This window comes from Enterococcus sulfureus ATCC 49903 (assembly GCF_000407605.1).
In the GTDB taxonomy this organism is placed as follows: Bacteria; Bacillota; Bacilli; order Lactobacillales; family Enterococcaceae; genus Enterococcus_G; species Enterococcus_G sulfureus.
In genome coordinates, this window is the sequence record NZ_ASWO01000007.1 from 179429 (window position 1) to 194272 (window position 14844).

General features: G+C 36.9%; 18 protein-coding genes. 2 read left to right on the forward strand and 16 right to left on the reverse strand.

The window, feature by feature from the left end; genetic code table 11:
• Window positions 1-66 precede the first annotated feature (66 nt).
• The 15 genes from I573_RS10835 to I573_RS10905 form a co-directional block, all read right to left on the reverse strand.
• Window positions 67-267 (reverse strand): cold-shock protein, encoded by a 201-nt coding sequence (locus I573_RS10835; RefSeq protein WP_016186340.1) that lies wholly within the window; start codon window positions 265-267, stop codon window positions 67-69.
• 280 nt (window positions 268-547) lie between these two features.
• Window positions 548-1288 (reverse strand): tRNA pseudouridine(38-40) synthase TruA, encoded by a 741-nt coding sequence (gene truA / locus I573_RS10840; RefSeq protein ID WP_016186339.1) that lies wholly within the window; start codon window positions 1286-1288, stop codon window positions 548-550.
• Between the two features lie 101 nt (window positions 1289-1389).
• Entirely contained in the window at window positions 1390-1575 is a 186-nt protein-coding gene (locus tag I573_RS10845; RefSeq protein ID WP_016186338.1) for a hypothetical protein, read from the reverse strand.
• 85 nt (window positions 1576-1660) lie between these two features.
• Window positions 1661-2404, reverse strand: coding sequence for a MerR family transcriptional regulator (locus I573_RS10850; protein ID WP_016186337.1), 744 nt, complete (start codon window positions 2402-2404; stop codon window positions 1661-1663).
• A 386-nt stretch (window positions 2405-2790) separates the two neighbouring features.
• A complete protein-coding gene (locus I573_RS10855) occupies window positions 2791-3561 on the reverse strand; it encodes an ABC transporter permease (protein ID WP_016186336.1) in 771 nt (256 codons plus the stop codon).
• A 13-nt stretch (window positions 3562-3574) separates the two neighbouring features.
• The gene (locus I573_RS10860) at window positions 3575-4486 is read right to left on the reverse strand and encodes an ABC transporter ATP-binding protein (RefSeq protein ID WP_016186335.1); all 912 of its coding nucleotides are present in this window, start codon (window positions 4484-4486) and stop codon (window positions 3575-3577) included.
• Window positions 4483-4782, reverse strand: a complete 300-nt coding sequence (locus I573_RS10865) for an ArsR/SmtB family transcription factor (RefSeq protein ID WP_016186334.1) — start codon at window positions 4780-4782, stop codon at window positions 4483-4485. The genes I573_RS10860 and I573_RS10865 overlap by 4 nt, the downstream gene beginning before the upstream one ends.
• 114 nt (window positions 4783-4896) lie before the next feature.
• On the reverse strand, window positions 4897-5715 hold the full coding sequence (locus I573_RS10870) for an ABC transporter permease subunit (RefSeq protein ID WP_016186333.1): 819 nt from the start codon (window positions 5713-5715) through the stop codon (window positions 4897-4899).
• Complete coding sequence (locus I573_RS10875; RefSeq protein WP_016186332.1) at window positions 5712-6608, reverse strand: ABC transporter ATP-binding protein; 897 nt, start codon at window positions 6606-6608, stop codon at window positions 5712-5714. The genes I573_RS10870 and I573_RS10875 overlap by 4 nt, the downstream gene beginning before the upstream one ends.
• A 70-nt stretch (window positions 6609-6678) precedes the next feature.
• The gene (locus I573_RS10880) at window positions 6679-7731 is read right to left on the reverse strand and encodes a Gfo/Idh/MocA family protein (protein ID WP_016186331.1); all 1053 of its coding nucleotides are present in this window, start codon (window positions 7729-7731) and stop codon (window positions 6679-6681) included.
• 11 nt (window positions 7732-7742) lie between these two features.
• Window positions 7743-8711 (reverse strand): sugar phosphate isomerase/epimerase family protein, encoded by a 969-nt coding sequence (locus I573_RS10885; RefSeq protein WP_016186330.1) that lies wholly within the window; start codon window positions 8709-8711, stop codon window positions 7743-7745.
• Window positions 8712-9452, reverse strand: a complete 741-nt coding sequence (locus I573_RS10890) for a sugar phosphate isomerase/epimerase family protein (RefSeq protein ID WP_016186329.1) — start codon at window positions 9450-9452, stop codon at window positions 8712-8714.
• 4 nt (window positions 9453-9456) lie between these two features.
• Window positions 9457-10173 (reverse strand): ThuA domain-containing protein, encoded by a 717-nt coding sequence (locus I573_RS10895; RefSeq protein WP_016186328.1) that lies wholly within the window; start codon window positions 10171-10173, stop codon window positions 9457-9459.
• Entirely contained in the window at window positions 10170-11258 is a 1089-nt protein-coding gene (locus I573_RS10900; RefSeq protein WP_016186327.1) for a Gfo/Idh/MocA family protein, read from the reverse strand. The genes I573_RS10895 and I573_RS10900 overlap by 4 nt, the downstream gene beginning before the upstream one ends.
• Before the next feature lie 70 nt (window positions 11259-11328).
• The gene (locus I573_RS10905) at window positions 11329-12207 is read right to left on the reverse strand and encodes an AraC family transcriptional regulator (RefSeq protein ID WP_016186326.1); all 879 of its coding nucleotides are present in this window, start codon (window positions 12205-12207) and stop codon (window positions 11329-11331) included.
• A 154-nt stretch (window positions 12208-12361) separates the two neighbouring features.
• Here I573_RS10905 and I573_RS10910 point away from each other — a divergent pair, with 154 nt between their 5' ends.
• On the forward strand, window positions 12362-12619 hold the full coding sequence (locus I573_RS10910) for a hypothetical protein (RefSeq protein ID WP_016186325.1): 258 nt from the start codon (window positions 12362-12364) through the stop codon (window positions 12617-12619).
• 117 nt (window positions 12620-12736) lie between these two features.
• Window positions 12737-14335 carry an MFS transporter gene (locus I573_RS10915; RefSeq protein ID WP_016186324.1) on the forward strand — a complete coding sequence of 533 codons (1599 nt, stop codon included), beginning with the start codon at window positions 12737-12739 and terminating at the stop codon, window positions 14333-14335.
• A 31-nt stretch (window positions 14336-14366) separates the two neighbouring features.
• Here the strand turns inward: I573_RS10915 and I573_RS10920 are convergent, their stop codons facing one another.
• Window positions 14367-14744 carry a hypothetical protein gene (locus I573_RS10920; protein WP_016186323.1) on the reverse strand — a complete coding sequence of 126 codons (378 nt, stop codon included), beginning with the start codon at window positions 14742-14744 and terminating at the stop codon, window positions 14367-14369.
• Between the last annotated feature and the right edge of the window lie 100 nt (window positions 14745-14844).

Sequence of the window (14844 nt, forward strand, 5' to 3'; positions counted from 1 at the left end):
TTCTGATTCATTTTCTTATAAAAAAACACGATTCAAGAACCTTGAATCGTGTTGTATAAGTCAGTTTTAGTTTTTTTGGATGTTAGTTGCTTGAAGTCCACGTTGGCCTTCTTCAACGTCGAAAGTCACTGCTTGACCTTCTTCTAAAGTTTTGAAACCTTCGCTTTGGATAGCTGAGAAGTGAGCAAATACATCTTGTCCGTCTTCTTTAGTGATAAATCCAAAACCTTTGTCTGCGTTAAACCATTTTACTGTACCGTTGTTCATAATAAAATTCCTCCTTGTGCTGAGCACAATCATTTTTTTGCAATAATTTCTTGATTAAAAAAGAGGAATTTCGGTGTTGCTTAAAATTACCAATTGATTAATGTTCAAATATACTACTAATTCATCATACATCTTTTTTATGTCTTTGTACAGTCTGTTTTGAAGTTATTTCCTCTTCGTAATGTAATCTTAACATTTAAGTAAAATAAAATATTAAATATTCGATTTTACGGAGCATCTCAATTAAATTTAGATAGAATAATTAAAATTCACACCAAATTTACTCATATTCTACATAATCTAAAAATAATCCTTGCGCAGGCATTGTTTCACCCGCTTCGCTACGAATTTTTTGTTCAAAAATCGTCTCGATCTGTTTGATTTTCATTTGTCCGCTTCCAATTTCAACTAACGTTCCAACTAAAATACGAACCATTTTATGTAAAAAGCCATTTCCTTTAAACGTAAAATGAAGCTCGTGTCCTTCTCTAGTGATCGTGATTGCTTCGATGGTGCGAACAGTCGATTTTTTCGATTTTTTCAAAGCAGAAAACCCAGCAAAATCATGCGTTCCACATAACAGCTCAGCAGCTTGTTGCATCGCATCTAAGTTCAATGTTTCTGGATAATGATAGCTGTAATGACGCTTAAAGGCTGATGGAATCGGATCATTCCATAAATAATAACTATACGTTTTACCTTTAGCATTATAACGTGCATGAAATCGGTCTGGAACTTCTTCTAAATGTTTGACTACAATATCTTGCGGTAAATATTTATGGAAGAAACTTAGCATTTCTGCAAGGCTTCCTGTATATTCTGTTTTGAAATTTGCTACTTGGTTACGAGCATGAGTTCCTGCATCTGTTCGTCCTGAACCGATAATCTCAATTGTTTCACCTGTCAATTGTTTGATAATATTTTCAATTTTTCCTTGGATCGTTTTATCGGTATTTCCTAAACGTTGCCACCCTTGGTAACGTGTTCCATCATATTCAATAGTCATTTTAATATTGCGCATTATTTTCCCTCGATTGATTTAGATTAAAAAAAACAGTAGGGATCTACTGTTTTTTTTGTATGTATTCGGTTTAGTATAGCAAGATTTCCGTACTTAAGCAATTACGCTTCTTGAAGATTCGCTACTTTTAAATCTTCTAATAAGACTAGTGCAGGTAACTCATTTAACTCTTGGATTTCAACCACTGCTGTCCGTTCTAAAATCGTACGCACACGCACATGATATGATTCTTCTTGCCCAATCACTTTCGAAAAATAAATCTCATTTTTTTGAATTTCATGCATCATGATTTCCCCCTTTCGTTCTTCACAAAAAGGAGTGTATCACACTAGGTAGTCATATTGTGACCGGTTGCAATAGATTGTACCTATTTTAGATTAAAATTTCCTTAATTATTGAACTTAAGCGTTTTGCTGCTCCATCTCCGGCTTTTTGATCATAGTAAGATTGAAATCGGTCATCTAAACGATACAACTCTGCTAGTTGTCGATGATACTCTGTTGTATAAAAAGGCGCCGATTGTGTTAACCATTTTGCATGGAGTGCGACCACTTCTTGTTTTTCTTTGTCCGTAAGACTTGCTTGTTGTAAATATAAAATGAGCTGATTTTCAATAGCTTCACTTGTCTGATATGCTTCTAGTGTTAATCTTGAAAATTTTTCTTTTGTTTGATCGACAAGTTGATCGCCATATCGTTCACGACTTTCTGTCTCATAATGCATTTCATAGTCCTGTAACCGTTGCGCTTTTAGGCCTAAAAATTTTTCTTGATCTGTCATAAAAATCTCTCCTTTTTGATATTCAATTGTTTTAGATAATGTTTGAAGCAAGGTATCTAAATGCTCTTTTTCTGCTTTTAGACGTCGATATTGTTGCTCGAGCATCTTATTTTTGTTTTCCTCTTCTTCAACGAGTAATTGTTTTATCTGTTCTAGCGAAAATCCGAACTGTTTATAAAATAAAATCTGCTGTAATTGATCTACTTGCTTGGTTGTATACACCCGATAGCCTTTATCGGTCACTTGTTCAGGAAGCAATAGATTCAATTCATGGTAATAGCGTAAGGTGCGTTTGCTTACGCCCGATAGCACCGCAAGTTCATGAATACTATACATGATTCTCCCTCCTTTTCTTTACTTTACAAGGTGACGTAGGGGCACAGTCAAGCAATAACTTGATTTTTTTCAAACTAAACTATACTTTATAAAAAATAGCTTAGTATTGCTATTTTTCAAATAATAATAACAAACTAAACTTTATAATATAACATTTATGTAAGACCGCTTTACAGTTTTGTTCGTGGTATTTTTACGATCTTCGGCGTATTATATAGACATAGAAGTGATGCTTTCATCCCCTTGAAGCATACGTTATATAAGCCCCCAACTTATATAACTACGATTAGTTTTTCTAATTTATCACTTCCTCCATATAACCCGTACCCAACTCCCTAAAAAAAGGGTACAAAAAAACGTCACGAGTCCCCCTCGTGACGTTTTTTTTAACTTCTTAATCCACGTCCACGTTCAATCAAGTACCAACTTAACGCGTACAATACTAGAATAAAGACAATCAAAATCCCTAGTGAGATCCAAATGTTCACATCGATCGTCCCTAAAAACCCATAGCGAAAGCCTGATACCATATAGACGATAGGATTGACTTTTGAAACAGCTTGCCAAAATGGTGGCAACATCGTAACCGAATAGAACACACCACCTAAATACGTTAACGGTTGTAACACAAAGGTCGGTACAATCGACACATCATCAAAAGATTGAGCAAAAATCCCATTTAAAAGACCAGCCAAAGAAAAGACGATTGCCGTCATCAATACTGTTACAATAACGATTCCCCAAGAGAAAACGTGTAGTGGCACAAAAAATAACGAAATCAACGTTACCAATGCACCAACTAAAATACTTCTACCAAGCCCACCAAATACAAATCCCCAAATGATCACATGCGTCGGAACGGGCGCGACTAAAAGTTCTTCAATATTTTTTTGAAATTTTTGAGAAAAAAATGATGAGGCTACATTGGAATAAGAACTAGTGATCACTGACATCATAATCAAACCTGGTACGATAAATTCCATATAGGAAAAGCCGCCCATTTCGCCGATTCGGCCTCCAATAAGATTTCCAAAAATAATAAAATACAAGGATGTCGTGATGACTGGTGGAACTAATGTTTGAACCCAGATTCGCATGTAACGATTGGTTTCTTTTGCTGCTAAACTTTTGAGTGCTGTTAAATAAAGATTAAACATGTTTTGCCTCCACTTACTTATCTTCTGTGATTTTTAAGAATAATTCTTCTAAACGATTGGATTTATTGCGCATCGATAATACCTTGATACCTTGAGCCGACAATTGCTCAAATACATGATTGACTCCTTGATCACGCGCCACTTCAACTTCTAATGTACGCTCATCTTCGAATTGATAGTTGTATCCTGTAATTTTAGGTTCATTGTCAAACGGCTCTAAATCAAAAATAAACGTTTCAAATTGCAATTTGGCTAGTAATTCTTTCATACTCGTATTTTCAATCACTTGACCAGATTGGATGATCCCAATATTGCGACAAAGCATTTCGGCTTCCTCCAAATAATGGGTCGTTAAAATAATCGTCGTCCCTTGTTCATTTAGTTCGCGTAAAAATGTCCACATCTCGCGACGCAATTCAATATCCACACCGGCTGTTGGTTCATCTAAGATCAATAGTTTTGGCTCATGCATCAATGCACGTGCAATCATTAATCGACGCTTCATCCCACCAGAAAGCATTCGAGCCCGTTCATTGCGTTTTTCCCATAGATTGGATTGTTTTAAATATTTTTCACTACGTTTTAGTGCTTCTTTGCGAGGCACACCATAATAACCAGCTTGATTGACAACAATTTGCTGGACTGTTTCAAATGGATTGAAGTTAAATTCTTGTGGAACTAATCCAATTTGTTGCTTGGCTTTGACTAGATCTTTATCTAGATCGTATCCAAAAATCGTGACGTTTCCTGCTGTTTTATTAACTAATGATGTCATAATCCCAATCGTTGTCGATTTTCCAGCTCCATTTGGTCCTAAAAGTGCATAAAAGTCGCCCGCTTCAACAGTTAAATCAATTCCCTTTAATGCTTCAACACCTGAAGCATAGACCTTTTTTAATCCTTGGATCTCTAATGCATATGTCATTTCTGTACTCCTTCTTTTGTATCGTTCTTGTTCATCAACATCGTCAATTCATGTAAAACTTCTGCCATCACGTCTTTATGTACTGCATAATAATGCCAAGATTTTCGTTTTTCTACGCTCACAAAACCAACTTGTTCCAAAATCTTCATATGATGAGAAAGTGTGGGTTGTGTAAATTCAAAGTAAGGTAAAATATCGCACGCGCATTTGGCTTCTTCTTGTAACAAAGATAAGATTTTTCGGCGATGTGGATCGGCCAATGCCTTTAGTCTTAGTGAAAGCAATTCATTTTCCATGGTTTATCCTCCATATCGATAACAATCTATATCACTATAAAGAAGTTTAACTTTTTTTGCAAGAATCTTGTATGTTCGCAAAAAAACACGCGACTTCACTAACGAAATCGCGTGTTACTTGTTCGTTAAATCTTTTTTCTCATAGCGTATATATCCTAAAGAAAAAAAGAAAATCCCTACTCCAAATAAAACGACAGCATAAGTAATAGAAAGTGGAGTTGTCAATAATTTACTAGGTACAGTCCGATGAATAAATGCCCAATTTTCTAACCAAGAGAACGATTGACTCAATACTGAGAGAATGCCAAGTAAATAGATACCAAATACAATTCCTAAACTAACACCGATACTTTGACGACTCGAAGCTAACCAACTCGAAAGAAAAAAGCCCAATCCAATTAATAGCCATAATACCAATAACTCTTGTCCAAATAGACTACTGAGACGTTTGACGATCAGTTCGGTCTGATCTGAAGAGGATTTAAAAAATAACGTTGCTGCTATAGCATTTAAAAATGTTACTAACCAAAAAAGACCACTAGTGATTAGTATGAAACCTGCTTTTTTTAAAAAAATTGCTTTTCGGGTCAACGGGAGTGCATACAAGAATTCGATCGTTCCTTCCGTTTCTTCTTTGATCAATTCTTGAGTACTACTGAGCAATACAAAACAACAAGCAGCTAGAAATAAATATTGGAAATAATAAGCAAAAAAACCGAGCGAATTTGTAAAGCTTGCGATTCCACTTCCTTCGATATTAAATGTTTTGAGTAAAGTCGGCGACAAACTATCTACTTTTCCGTTGACTAATTGTGCAAAAGCAGCACTATGCATTTGTGGGTAAATCGCAGAAAATCCCCAAATGATCAGTGTAAAGAGAATGATCCAAATCACTAAACTTTTTGTCAGTTGTTTCCACTCAAGCTCAATCATGATTTTCCCTCCTCTTTATGTTCATATAATGTTAAAAACCGATCTTCGAGTTCTGGATCGGTAATCATAAAATGATCAATCCCTTCATCTTCGAGTACTGGAAAAAGTAATTGTCGCGTGCCACCATACCAAAGGCGAGCCGTTTGTTTTTCTTGTTTCAATACTGTTGCGCCAATTCTTTTAAATGCAGCCATCGGTAATGAAGGTCCAGTGACAGAAATGATCTGTCCGACTGTTTCTTGATTCATGTGCTCAATCGTTACAATCTTTCCTTCTTTTATAAATGCAGCCCGATCAGCTTGTCGTTGTACTTCAGTTAAATCATGGCTAGATAAAAAAATCGTCATTCCTTGCTGTTTTTGCCGTGTCAACTCTTCATAAAAACGGTGTTGCATCAACGGATCTAATCCATTTGTCGGTTCGTCCAAAATCAAAAGTTGTGGTTGTGTGAGCAATCCACACGCTAAAGCTAGTTTTTTCTTATTCCCTAAAGAAAGTTGATGCATTTTTTTCGTCGCATCCATAGCGAACAGCTCTATATAATAGGTGATTTTTTGATTTTGTTCTTGTTTTGTTAGATGTGCCGATTTTGCTACTACGCGCATTAGATCTAGACTCGTCAGATTCGGATAAAATCGAACATCACTGGATACATAACTCGTTTTCTCGCGAATGGCTTTAGCATTTCGCTGACTATCTAAACCAAAAATTTGGACATTTCCCTCGTCTGGTTTGATAAAATCGATCATCGTTTTAATAGTTGTCGATTTTCCAGCTCCATTTGGTCCAATAAAGCCAAATACTTCTCCTTTTTCTACATGAAATGAAACGTTTTTGATTGCGGGTTGATGGTGATAATATTTGGAAATTTCGTGTACTTCAATCACATCCATATGTATCACTCCTTTTTTATTTAGTATACAATAAACCTCCTTTCATCAAAAATAAAAGGAGGTTTATGGCTTATTCAAATGGAAGGATTTGACGTTGTGCATGTGAGTCAAATAATCGTTCGATCAAAGCTAAAACACGACGCACTTCTTTATGTTTAATAAGAAGTTCACCTTCTTTACAAATCACTTGGTAGACATTCTCATAAAACGTCGTTTCTGGTAGATTCGGAGTTGGAACTGGATAGTTCGTTGTGGCCTCTTCAGATGGTGGTGCCATCGTTTTTGTCAGTCCTGCCCCAGCTTGGATTGGTTTTAACTGATGGTGATCGATTGTTCCTGTTTGCAATACGAGTTCACCAGATAAATCCCAATCGTCAATTTCTAAAGTGCCATCATACCCTTTTACATACCAGCGAGGTAAATGGATAAAATTTGTAGTCCCCACTTCAACGAGAGCACGTGTACCATCCTCAAAATAAAGATACGCGATAAATCCATCATCGACTTCATTTCCTAATACAAAACTTAACTCTGCCATGACATGAGTGATTGGTGCATCGATCAAATAAAGCAATTGATCCAATAGATGTACGCCCCAATCTAAAAGCATCCCACCACCATGTTTTGCTTCATGACGCCAATCTCCTGGTATACCGTTCGCACCTTGAACTCGCGATTCGAACTGAAACACCTTTCCTAACTGATTCGTTTGATACGCTTGAGCCACTACTAAAAAATCCGGATCCCAACGGCGATTTTGATGGACGATAAACTCTTTTTGACATTCTTTTGCAACAGCCAAAACTTGGTCTAATTCTTGTGTGTTCATCATTACTGGTTTTTCACAAATTACATGTTTTCCTGATGTTAATGCTTGTATCGCAAGTTCTTTGTGACTATCATTCGGTGTTGCAATCAACACGATATCGATCATGGGATCTTCAAATAAGGCTTCTACAGTATCGTAGCTAAACAAGCCATTTTCTTGTGCTTTAATTCTTTTAGAGGAATCGCTATCGTAAATCCCTTTTATTTCGAATAATTCTTTAGGGACTAACGTGTTGAGATGATAACTTCCCATTCCGCCGTAGCCAATCAGTGCCAATCGTAATTTTTTTTGCATGACGTTCTCCTTTATGCCCACCATAGGTCAGTTGGTTGCTCTTGAATCATAATCGATTTTAAATTTGTTACTGCCCGATCAAATCCTTCAGAAATCGACATCAATGGATCTTCATGTTCGATACTTAGGACATAATCATACTCATATAAACGTAAGGCACTGATAATATTCGACCATTCTGTCATCGAATGTCCACAACCTACAGAACGAAACGTCCATGCACGTGTTTGGACTTGATCATAAGGTTGCATATCCGTTAGACCGTACATATTGATATTGTCTTGATCTAAATACGTATCTTTTGCATGAAAATGATGAATCGCCTGTTCTTTTCCTAAAATCTTGATGGCACCTACAGGATCTATTCCCTGCCACCAAAGATGAGAAGGATCTAAATTACAGCCAATATTTTTACCCGCTGCATCGCGTAATTTTAGCATCGTATACGGCGTATGCGCTAAAAAACCACCGTGAAGTTCGATCCCGATTTTAACTCCAGCTTGTTCACACTGCTCATTAATCATTTTCCAATAGGGAATCAATTTCTCTTCCCATTGATAGTGATAATTATCTCCATACTCCGTAGGCCATGGCAAGACTGGCCAATTGACACTGGTATCGGTTGCATTTCCACCTGAGATACCAGAAAATCCGTTCACGACTGGCACATTCATCAAACTAGCAAGCCGAATCGTTTTTTGTAACAACTCATCTGCGATTTTTGCTTCTTTAGGGTCAGGTGATAATGGATTATTATGCGCACTAAACGCGCTGATGGTTAAATTTTTATCTGCTAAACGATGAAGATATTCTGTTCTTTTTTGACTACTTGCTAGTAGTGCATCGATATCGCAATGGGCATTTCCTGGAAATCCACCAGTCCCAATTTCAACTGTTTGTAGTTCTCGTTTTGCGACTTCTTCAAGCATATCATCAAAACTTAGTTGGTTAAATAATGGCGTAAACACACCTAATTTCATTTAATTTTCCTCGCTTTCTATTCGCAATCGTTCAAGTGCTTGATAGTTTTTTTGTGCACTTTCTAAAGGAGCATATGATTGAAATGCTTCTTGCTCCACAATCAACCAGTCAATATTACGTTGGACTGCCCAATCTAGATAGTGTTTGATCGGCAAGATGCCAGAAGCAATTTCAGTACTTTCTATCGGCTCTTTTTGCATATCTTTTATGTGTAACCAGCCAATATTTTGTTGATAATGATCTAAGAAATCAAGGACGCTCTCCTTGGCGTAGGCTACCCAATACGTATCGACTTCTAATGCCAAAGTGGGCACTTCTTCTAATAAGAGATCAAATGCGTGTGGCACTACATCAAATTCATGCGCATGATTATGATAGCCTAGACGAAATGGCGTATTGACTAACTTTTCTTGGATCATCGCCATCCGTTTCGCATAGTCTTTCCACTCTTCAATGCTATGACCATCTAAATAAGGAACAATCAAGTTGTAATTGCCAATCGTTTCTTCAAACATAAGCACGTTTTCTAATTGCTCTTCTAGTTGTTCAATAGGATAATGCGTTCCTGAAACTTCTAAGCCTAATTCATCTAAGCACGCTTTGATTTGGGCTGCTGAATGACCAAAGTACCCGGCAAATTCAACACCTTGATAACCAAAGCGTTTTACATTTTTCAATGCAGTAAGGAGATCTTTTTCACACACTTCTTTAATACTCCACAACTGTAAACTAATTTTCATTCATCTACACCTCGAAGTTTTCCAAAGCGTGATGATGCCCATACGTTGGGTAGACACTATCTGTCGGAGCTGCCCAGTAAATCGCATTTTTAATGACCCGTTGGACTTGTGCATTGTAATAAGATGGATATGTCTCGTGACCTGGTTGGAAATAAAAAATCTTTCCGTTTCCTCGCGTATACGTACATCCACCACGAAATACTTCGCCGCCTTGATACCAATTAATAAAAATCAATTCATCTGGTGTAGGGATATCAAAATGTTCGCCATACATCTCTTCTTCCTCCAATTCGATCCATTCACCGATCCCTTTCGTAATCGGATGGCTCGGTGCGATATTCCAAATTCGACACCGTTCATTGGCTTCACGCCACTTTAAATCACAAGATGTTCCCATCAATTTTTTAAAGATTTTCGAAAAATGTCCCGAATGTAAAACGATCAATCCCATTCCTTGTAGAACACGAGTGTGCACACGATTGACGATCTCATCGTCCACCTCGTCATGCGCGATATGTCCCCACCAAATCAAGACATCGGTTTCATTTAAACGTGCTTCAGTCAGTCCGTGTTCGACTTCATCTAATGTAGCGGTGTGTACCATAAATTCTTCGTTTAAAAAAGACTTCAATTGCTCGTGGATTCCTTCAGGATAGACTTCTTTGACTTTTTCATCAGTTTTCTCATGTCGATACTCATTCCAAATCGTAACGTGGATCATGCGCTTACTCCTTTCATCATTACAGGTTCTCCCGTACGTGCCGATTCATAAATCGCTTCTAAAATTTCTGTGACGACTAAAGCTTCTTCTGGTTTTATAACTGGTTCGGTATCATTTAAAACCGCCTGAATAAACGAGCGTGCTTCTAATACTGCAGGGTCATTTCCTTCTCCTTCATAAAAATCAACTCCACCAGTTTCCAATTCGATTTGTTTTTCATAGAGCAGTCCATGGTCTTCTCCATTTATGGTCAAGCCATCGTTCATATCTGCTCCGCCTTTAGTGCCCATCAAAGTCGTTTTGGCTTCTTTTACATCTAAGCTATTTAATGCCCAACTCGCTTCTAGAAAGATCGTTGCACCATTTTCCATCACTACAAAACCAAAAGCAGAATCTTCAACAGTGAATTTTTCAGGATCCCAAGCTCCCCAGGCATTTGCAACATTTTCGGTTTTTGATAAATGATGGTACGTATTTCCGACAACATATTTTGGTCGATAATTGTTCATCATCCAAAGCGTCAAATCTAAGGCATGTGTCCCGATATCAATCAACGGTCCTCCACCTTGAGCCTCTTCATCTAAAAAGACTCCCCAAGTAGGGACTGCTCTTCTTCTAATTGCGTGCGCTTTTCCAACGTAGATATCACCTAATGCGCCATCTTGGCACACTTCGTGTAAGTATCGTGAATCCGTTCGAAATCGATTTTGGTAACCGATCGTTAGTTTTTTCCCACTTTTTTTCGCAGCATCGATCATCGCGCGTGCTTCTTGACTCGTTTTGGCCATTGGTTTTTCACACATTACATGTTTATTGGCTTCTAAACTTGCAATACTGATTTCTGCATGTGAGCTATTAGGCGTACATACGTGAATGATATCGATCGATGTATCCGTTATCATTTCTTTGTAATCCATATAGACGTTAGCTTCTGGCATTCCATATTGTTCTTTTGCTTTTACTGCACGCTCAATCTCAATATCGCAAAAGGCAATCAATTCGACTTCTGAAATTTGGCTCAATGCTGGTAAATGTTTTCCATTTGCGATTCCACCACACCCAATAATTCCTACTTTTACTGTCATTAAAAAAACCCTCCATTACATTTTGTATACTCTTATCCTACAAAATATAGTGAACGGTTTCTTCCTTTATTTAATGGGATTTATTCCCGAATATTGCTTTTTGAAATTTTAGTGGTGAGATACCGACTTGTTCTTTGAAGACATGATGGAACGTTTTCACACTATGAAACCCTGCACGTTCTGCTACTTCGATCATCGGGCATTTCTCATTAGCTAGAATGTATTTGGCTTGATTGATCCGGTACGCCGTTAAAAATTGAACAAAAGTTTGACCCGTATGTTTTTTAAAAAAACGAGCAAAATAATAAGGACTAAATCCAACGACATTGGCGACTTCATCTAATGTAATCGGCGTATCAAATTGAGTTTCGATATAAATAAAAACTTCATTTAAACGCTCTAATGCTTCTTGATTAACTGTAGCTTCAACAAAACTATCTTGATTCTTTTCATTGATTTTTGGAATCTCACGATAATACAAAACAGCAATCTTTAATAAAAGACTAGTAATCGCATATTCATATCCAATAGGGCACTGCATCATCTCTATGAATAATTGATCGAGTGTTGCACGCATTATTTCTTGTGTTTGACTTGGCCACATCACACTGTGAAAATGTGCTTGTTGAAATTGCTGTGGTAACTCATGCATCTCCAAATGTTGGATCATCCCATTACGAAATAAGCTCAAATCAAATTGGAAAACGCGGCGTTTACTGTGCGGAGAAGCTAAAAAATAGTGCGTTTCTCCACTAGCAAAGACAAAAATTTCTCCTTCGTGTACTTGAAATAGTTTTTGACGATAGCCAATCGTAACAGTCCCTTCAACTACATAAATAATTTCGATTTCTTTATGCCAATGAGGAGGAACAACGACTTCTCCTTCATTTTCAAATGTACGAAAAGGCAAGGACAACGGCCAGGTTGGGATTTCTAAAAACTCACTCATGTCGAGACTCCTTTACTTAAATTCTATTTTTAGTATACCATGTGAAAAGAAAACGGTTGCTATTTTTTCATTTCAAGTCATCTAGTCACATGATTCACACCATTTCAGGTATACTAACATCAGAACTTACTTTAATCGATAAAGGAGTATATCTATGAAAAAACTTTACCGAAAATGTACACGTTGTTCTTTTTCTGTCTATTTAGCCTTGGCTGTATATTCGTTTTTGATAGGAATGTTTTTGACCCTTTTAGATAGTAGTCAATGGCTTTATCAACTTCTAAATCCTACTTTACCGATGCTTTTTCATCATGCATGGTGTTTTCCTCTAGGTATGTTTTTACGTTATCTTTCACTTGTATTCTTGGCTTTTTCCTTAATTTTAGTGACGTTTATCAATAAAATCGAATAACAAATATTTTTTAATAAAAACTTGAGTCTTTGTCTTGCTTTAAAAGTGACAAAGTGTCACTTTAGCGGTATACTAAACAACGAATCAATCAATTACATTAAATTTGAGGTGAAAACTATGGAAAAAACAACGAAATCTTTTCCACATAAGTGGTGGGCATTAACGGTTTTAGCACTATCTGTTTCGTTAGTCGTCATTGATGGAACGATCGTCAATGTCTCTTTACCTGTGATCATGCGAGATCTAAATTTAGATTTTACAGACGCAGAATGGATCATTACTCTTTATTCTTTAATTTTTTCTGCACTTTTGATTACAATGGGTCGAATCGCTGACCACGTCGGACGTAAAAAAGTCTTAATTACGGGAATTATTATTTTTATTGCTGGTTCTATTTTAGCTAGTTTTTCAACAGATATTACGACGATGTTAATCGCGCGTGCTTTACAAGGAATTGGCGGTGCTGTTGTATTGCCAACAACTTTATCTGCAGTGAATTCTCTATTTTTCGGTAAAGATCGGATCTTAGCATTTGCGGTATGGGGATCTGTAATTTCCGGTATGGCTGCTTTAGGACCTTTACTAGGTGGATATTTTACAACGTATTTGAATTGGCATTGGATTTTTTATATCAACCTGCCAATTGGGATTTTCATTATTCTAGTAGCACTTAAAGTCTTACCTGAAACATATGGTGAGAAAATGACAAATGGTTTTGATATCCTAGGATTTCTTTTATCTACTGCTAGCTTGTTGCTATTAGTATTCGGAATCATCGAAGGCCGCAATTACGGCTGGTGGACTGTCAAAGGAGATCATCCAACATTTTTAGGATTATCGATCATTCCTTTCTTATTAGCAGCCGGTCTGATTTTGATGGCGATCTTCTTATTTTGGGAAAATCATCTTCGTAAACAACACAAGTCCGTTTTGTTAAATTTAAGTTTGTTCTCTTTCCAAAGCTTCTCGTTAGGAAATATTGTAGCGGGTGTTGTCGCTATCGGAGAATCTGGCTTATTGTTCTTACTTCCATTATTCTTACAAAATATTTTAAATCTTTCTCCAATGAAATCTGGTGGTATTCTAGCCGTGATGGGTGTAGGAGCGTTCTTTGCTGGAGGTTCAGCTTCCTTTATCGTACAAAAAACTTCCGCACGTTTTGTCGTTTCATTGGGATTATTACTTGAAACATTAGGCTTTGTAGGATTCTTTTTAACTGTTGATCCAGGAATCTCTTTATGGGTCATTATTTTATGGCTAGTCGTTTACGGATTTGGATTAGGATTGGCTTCAGCTCAGTTGACTTCGATCGTCTTGCAAGATGTGCCAACGACTCAATCTGGTCAAGCTTCTTCTGTTCAATCGACCATTCGTCAAATTGGTTCCGCTCTTGGCATCGCAATCATTGGTACGATTTTTGTTAGCTATCTACAACACGATGTCCCTTCTTCTTTAAATCAATATGAACTTGCACAACCCGTACAAACAATGGTTGAGAAATCCGTCATCGATAGTGCAGGCTCCTCTATTCCTGGACTACGTGAAGTTCCTGCTGAAAAATTGGCGATTACCCAAGAAACAAAAACAAACGTATTTGATAAGATCGATGCTACTTTTACAACGAGTGTTGCCAAAACAATTGGGATCTCTTCACTCATTATGTTATTAAGCTTCTTCTTAACATTTGGACTTGGGAAAAAGAAAAAAGAAAACTAAAGAACTGCTCTGATCAATAGATCAGAGCAGTTTAATTTTTTTCATTTAAATAGTGCATCGTTTTTGGAACCAAATAGCGTAAATGCCACCAAATCAATAGAAAAAAGCAACTCGGAAGGACTAAATCGATCCATAAGGTATATCTATTTTGAATCAAACGATTGACGATATACGTTGCATACCAACTACAATAGAGACTCAGCGAGATATCACGAAAATAATAAACTTTTCGTTGTACAGATTTTTTTAACTGGATATCGTATTTTAAAGCAAAGTTTTGAGGATCGATCATCAATGTAATCAATGTTCCAAAAATACCAAGTTTACCTGTACGATCCGCTGCTACGATAAAAAAAGAGAGAATCATCACAATTGGTACGTATTTTAGCCCTTCTTTACATACTCGCATATGATCTGTCCTTTCTCTTTACTCTTCCTTTAAGCCTACTAAAATCGAAGGGATTCAACCATTGATTAATCACGATCTACGCTATCAATTTTGTTATCTG

Bases quoted from the DNA above. Each gene is read 5' to 3' on its own strand.
- I573_RS10910 (WP_016186325.1), top strand. From the start codon at position 12,362: ATGAAAAAACTTTACCGAAAATGTACACGTTGTTCTTTTTCTGTCTAT.
- I573_RS10835 (WP_016186340.1), bottom strand. From the start codon at position 267: ATGAACAACGGTACAGTAAAATGGTTTAACGCAGACAAAGGTTTTGGA.
- I573_RS10870 (WP_016186333.1), bottom strand. From the start codon at position 5,715: ATGATTGAGCTTGAGTGGAAACAACTGACAAAAAGTTTAGTGATTTGG.
- I573_RS10890 (WP_016186329.1), bottom strand. From the start codon at position 9,452: ATGAAAATTAGTTTACAGTTGTGGAGTATTAAAGAAGTGTGTGAAAAA.
- I573_RS10900 (WP_016186327.1), bottom strand. From the start codon at position 11,258: ATGACAGTAAAAGTAGGAATTATTGGGTGTGGTGGAATCGCAAATGGA.
- I573_RS10865 (WP_016186334.1), bottom strand. From the start codon at position 4,782: ATGGAAAATGAATTGCTTTCACTAAGACTAAAGGCATTGGCCGATCCA.
- I573_RS10905 (WP_016186326.1), bottom strand. From the start codon at position 12,207: ATGAGTGAGTTTTTAGAAATCCCAACCTGGCCGTTGTCCTTGCCTTTT.
- I573_RS10860 (WP_016186335.1), bottom strand. From the start codon at position 4,486: ATGACATATGCATTAGAGATCCAAGGATTAAAAAAGGTCTATGCTTCA.
- I573_RS10880 (WP_016186331.1), bottom strand. From the start codon at position 7,731: ATGCAAAAAAAATTACGATTGGCACTGATTGGCTACGGCGGAATGGGA.
- I573_RS10915 (WP_016186324.1), top strand. From the start codon at position 12,737: ATGGAAAAAACAACGAAATCTTTTCCACATAAGTGGTGGGCATTAACG.
- I573_RS10875 (WP_016186332.1), bottom strand. From the start codon at position 6,608: ATGGATGTGATTGAAGTACACGAAATTTCCAAATATTATCACCATCAA.
- I573_RS10850 (WP_016186337.1), bottom strand. From the start codon at position 2,404: ATGTATAGTATTCATGAACTTGCGGTGCTATCGGGCGTAAGCAAACGC.
- I573_RS10845 (WP_016186338.1), bottom strand. From the start codon at position 1,575: ATGATGCATGAAATTCAAAAAAATGAGATTTATTTTTCGAAAGTGATT.
- I573_RS10885 (WP_016186330.1), bottom strand. From the start codon at position 8,711: ATGAAATTAGGTGTGTTTACGCCATTATTTAACCAACTAAGTTTTGAT.
- I573_RS10920 (WP_016186323.1), bottom strand. From the start codon at position 14,744: ATGCGAGTATGTAAAGAAGGGCTAAAATACGTACCAATTGTGATGATT.
- truA (WP_016186339.1), bottom strand. From the start codon at position 1,288: ATGCGCAATATTAAAATGACTATTGAATATGATGGAACACGTTACCAA.
- I573_RS10895 (WP_016186328.1), bottom strand. From the start codon at position 10,173: ATGATCCACGTTACGATTTGGAATGAGTATCGACATGAGAAAACTGAT.
- I573_RS10855 (WP_016186336.1), bottom strand. From the start codon at position 3,561: ATGTTTAATCTTTATTTAACAGCACTCAAAAGTTTAGCAGCAAAAGAA.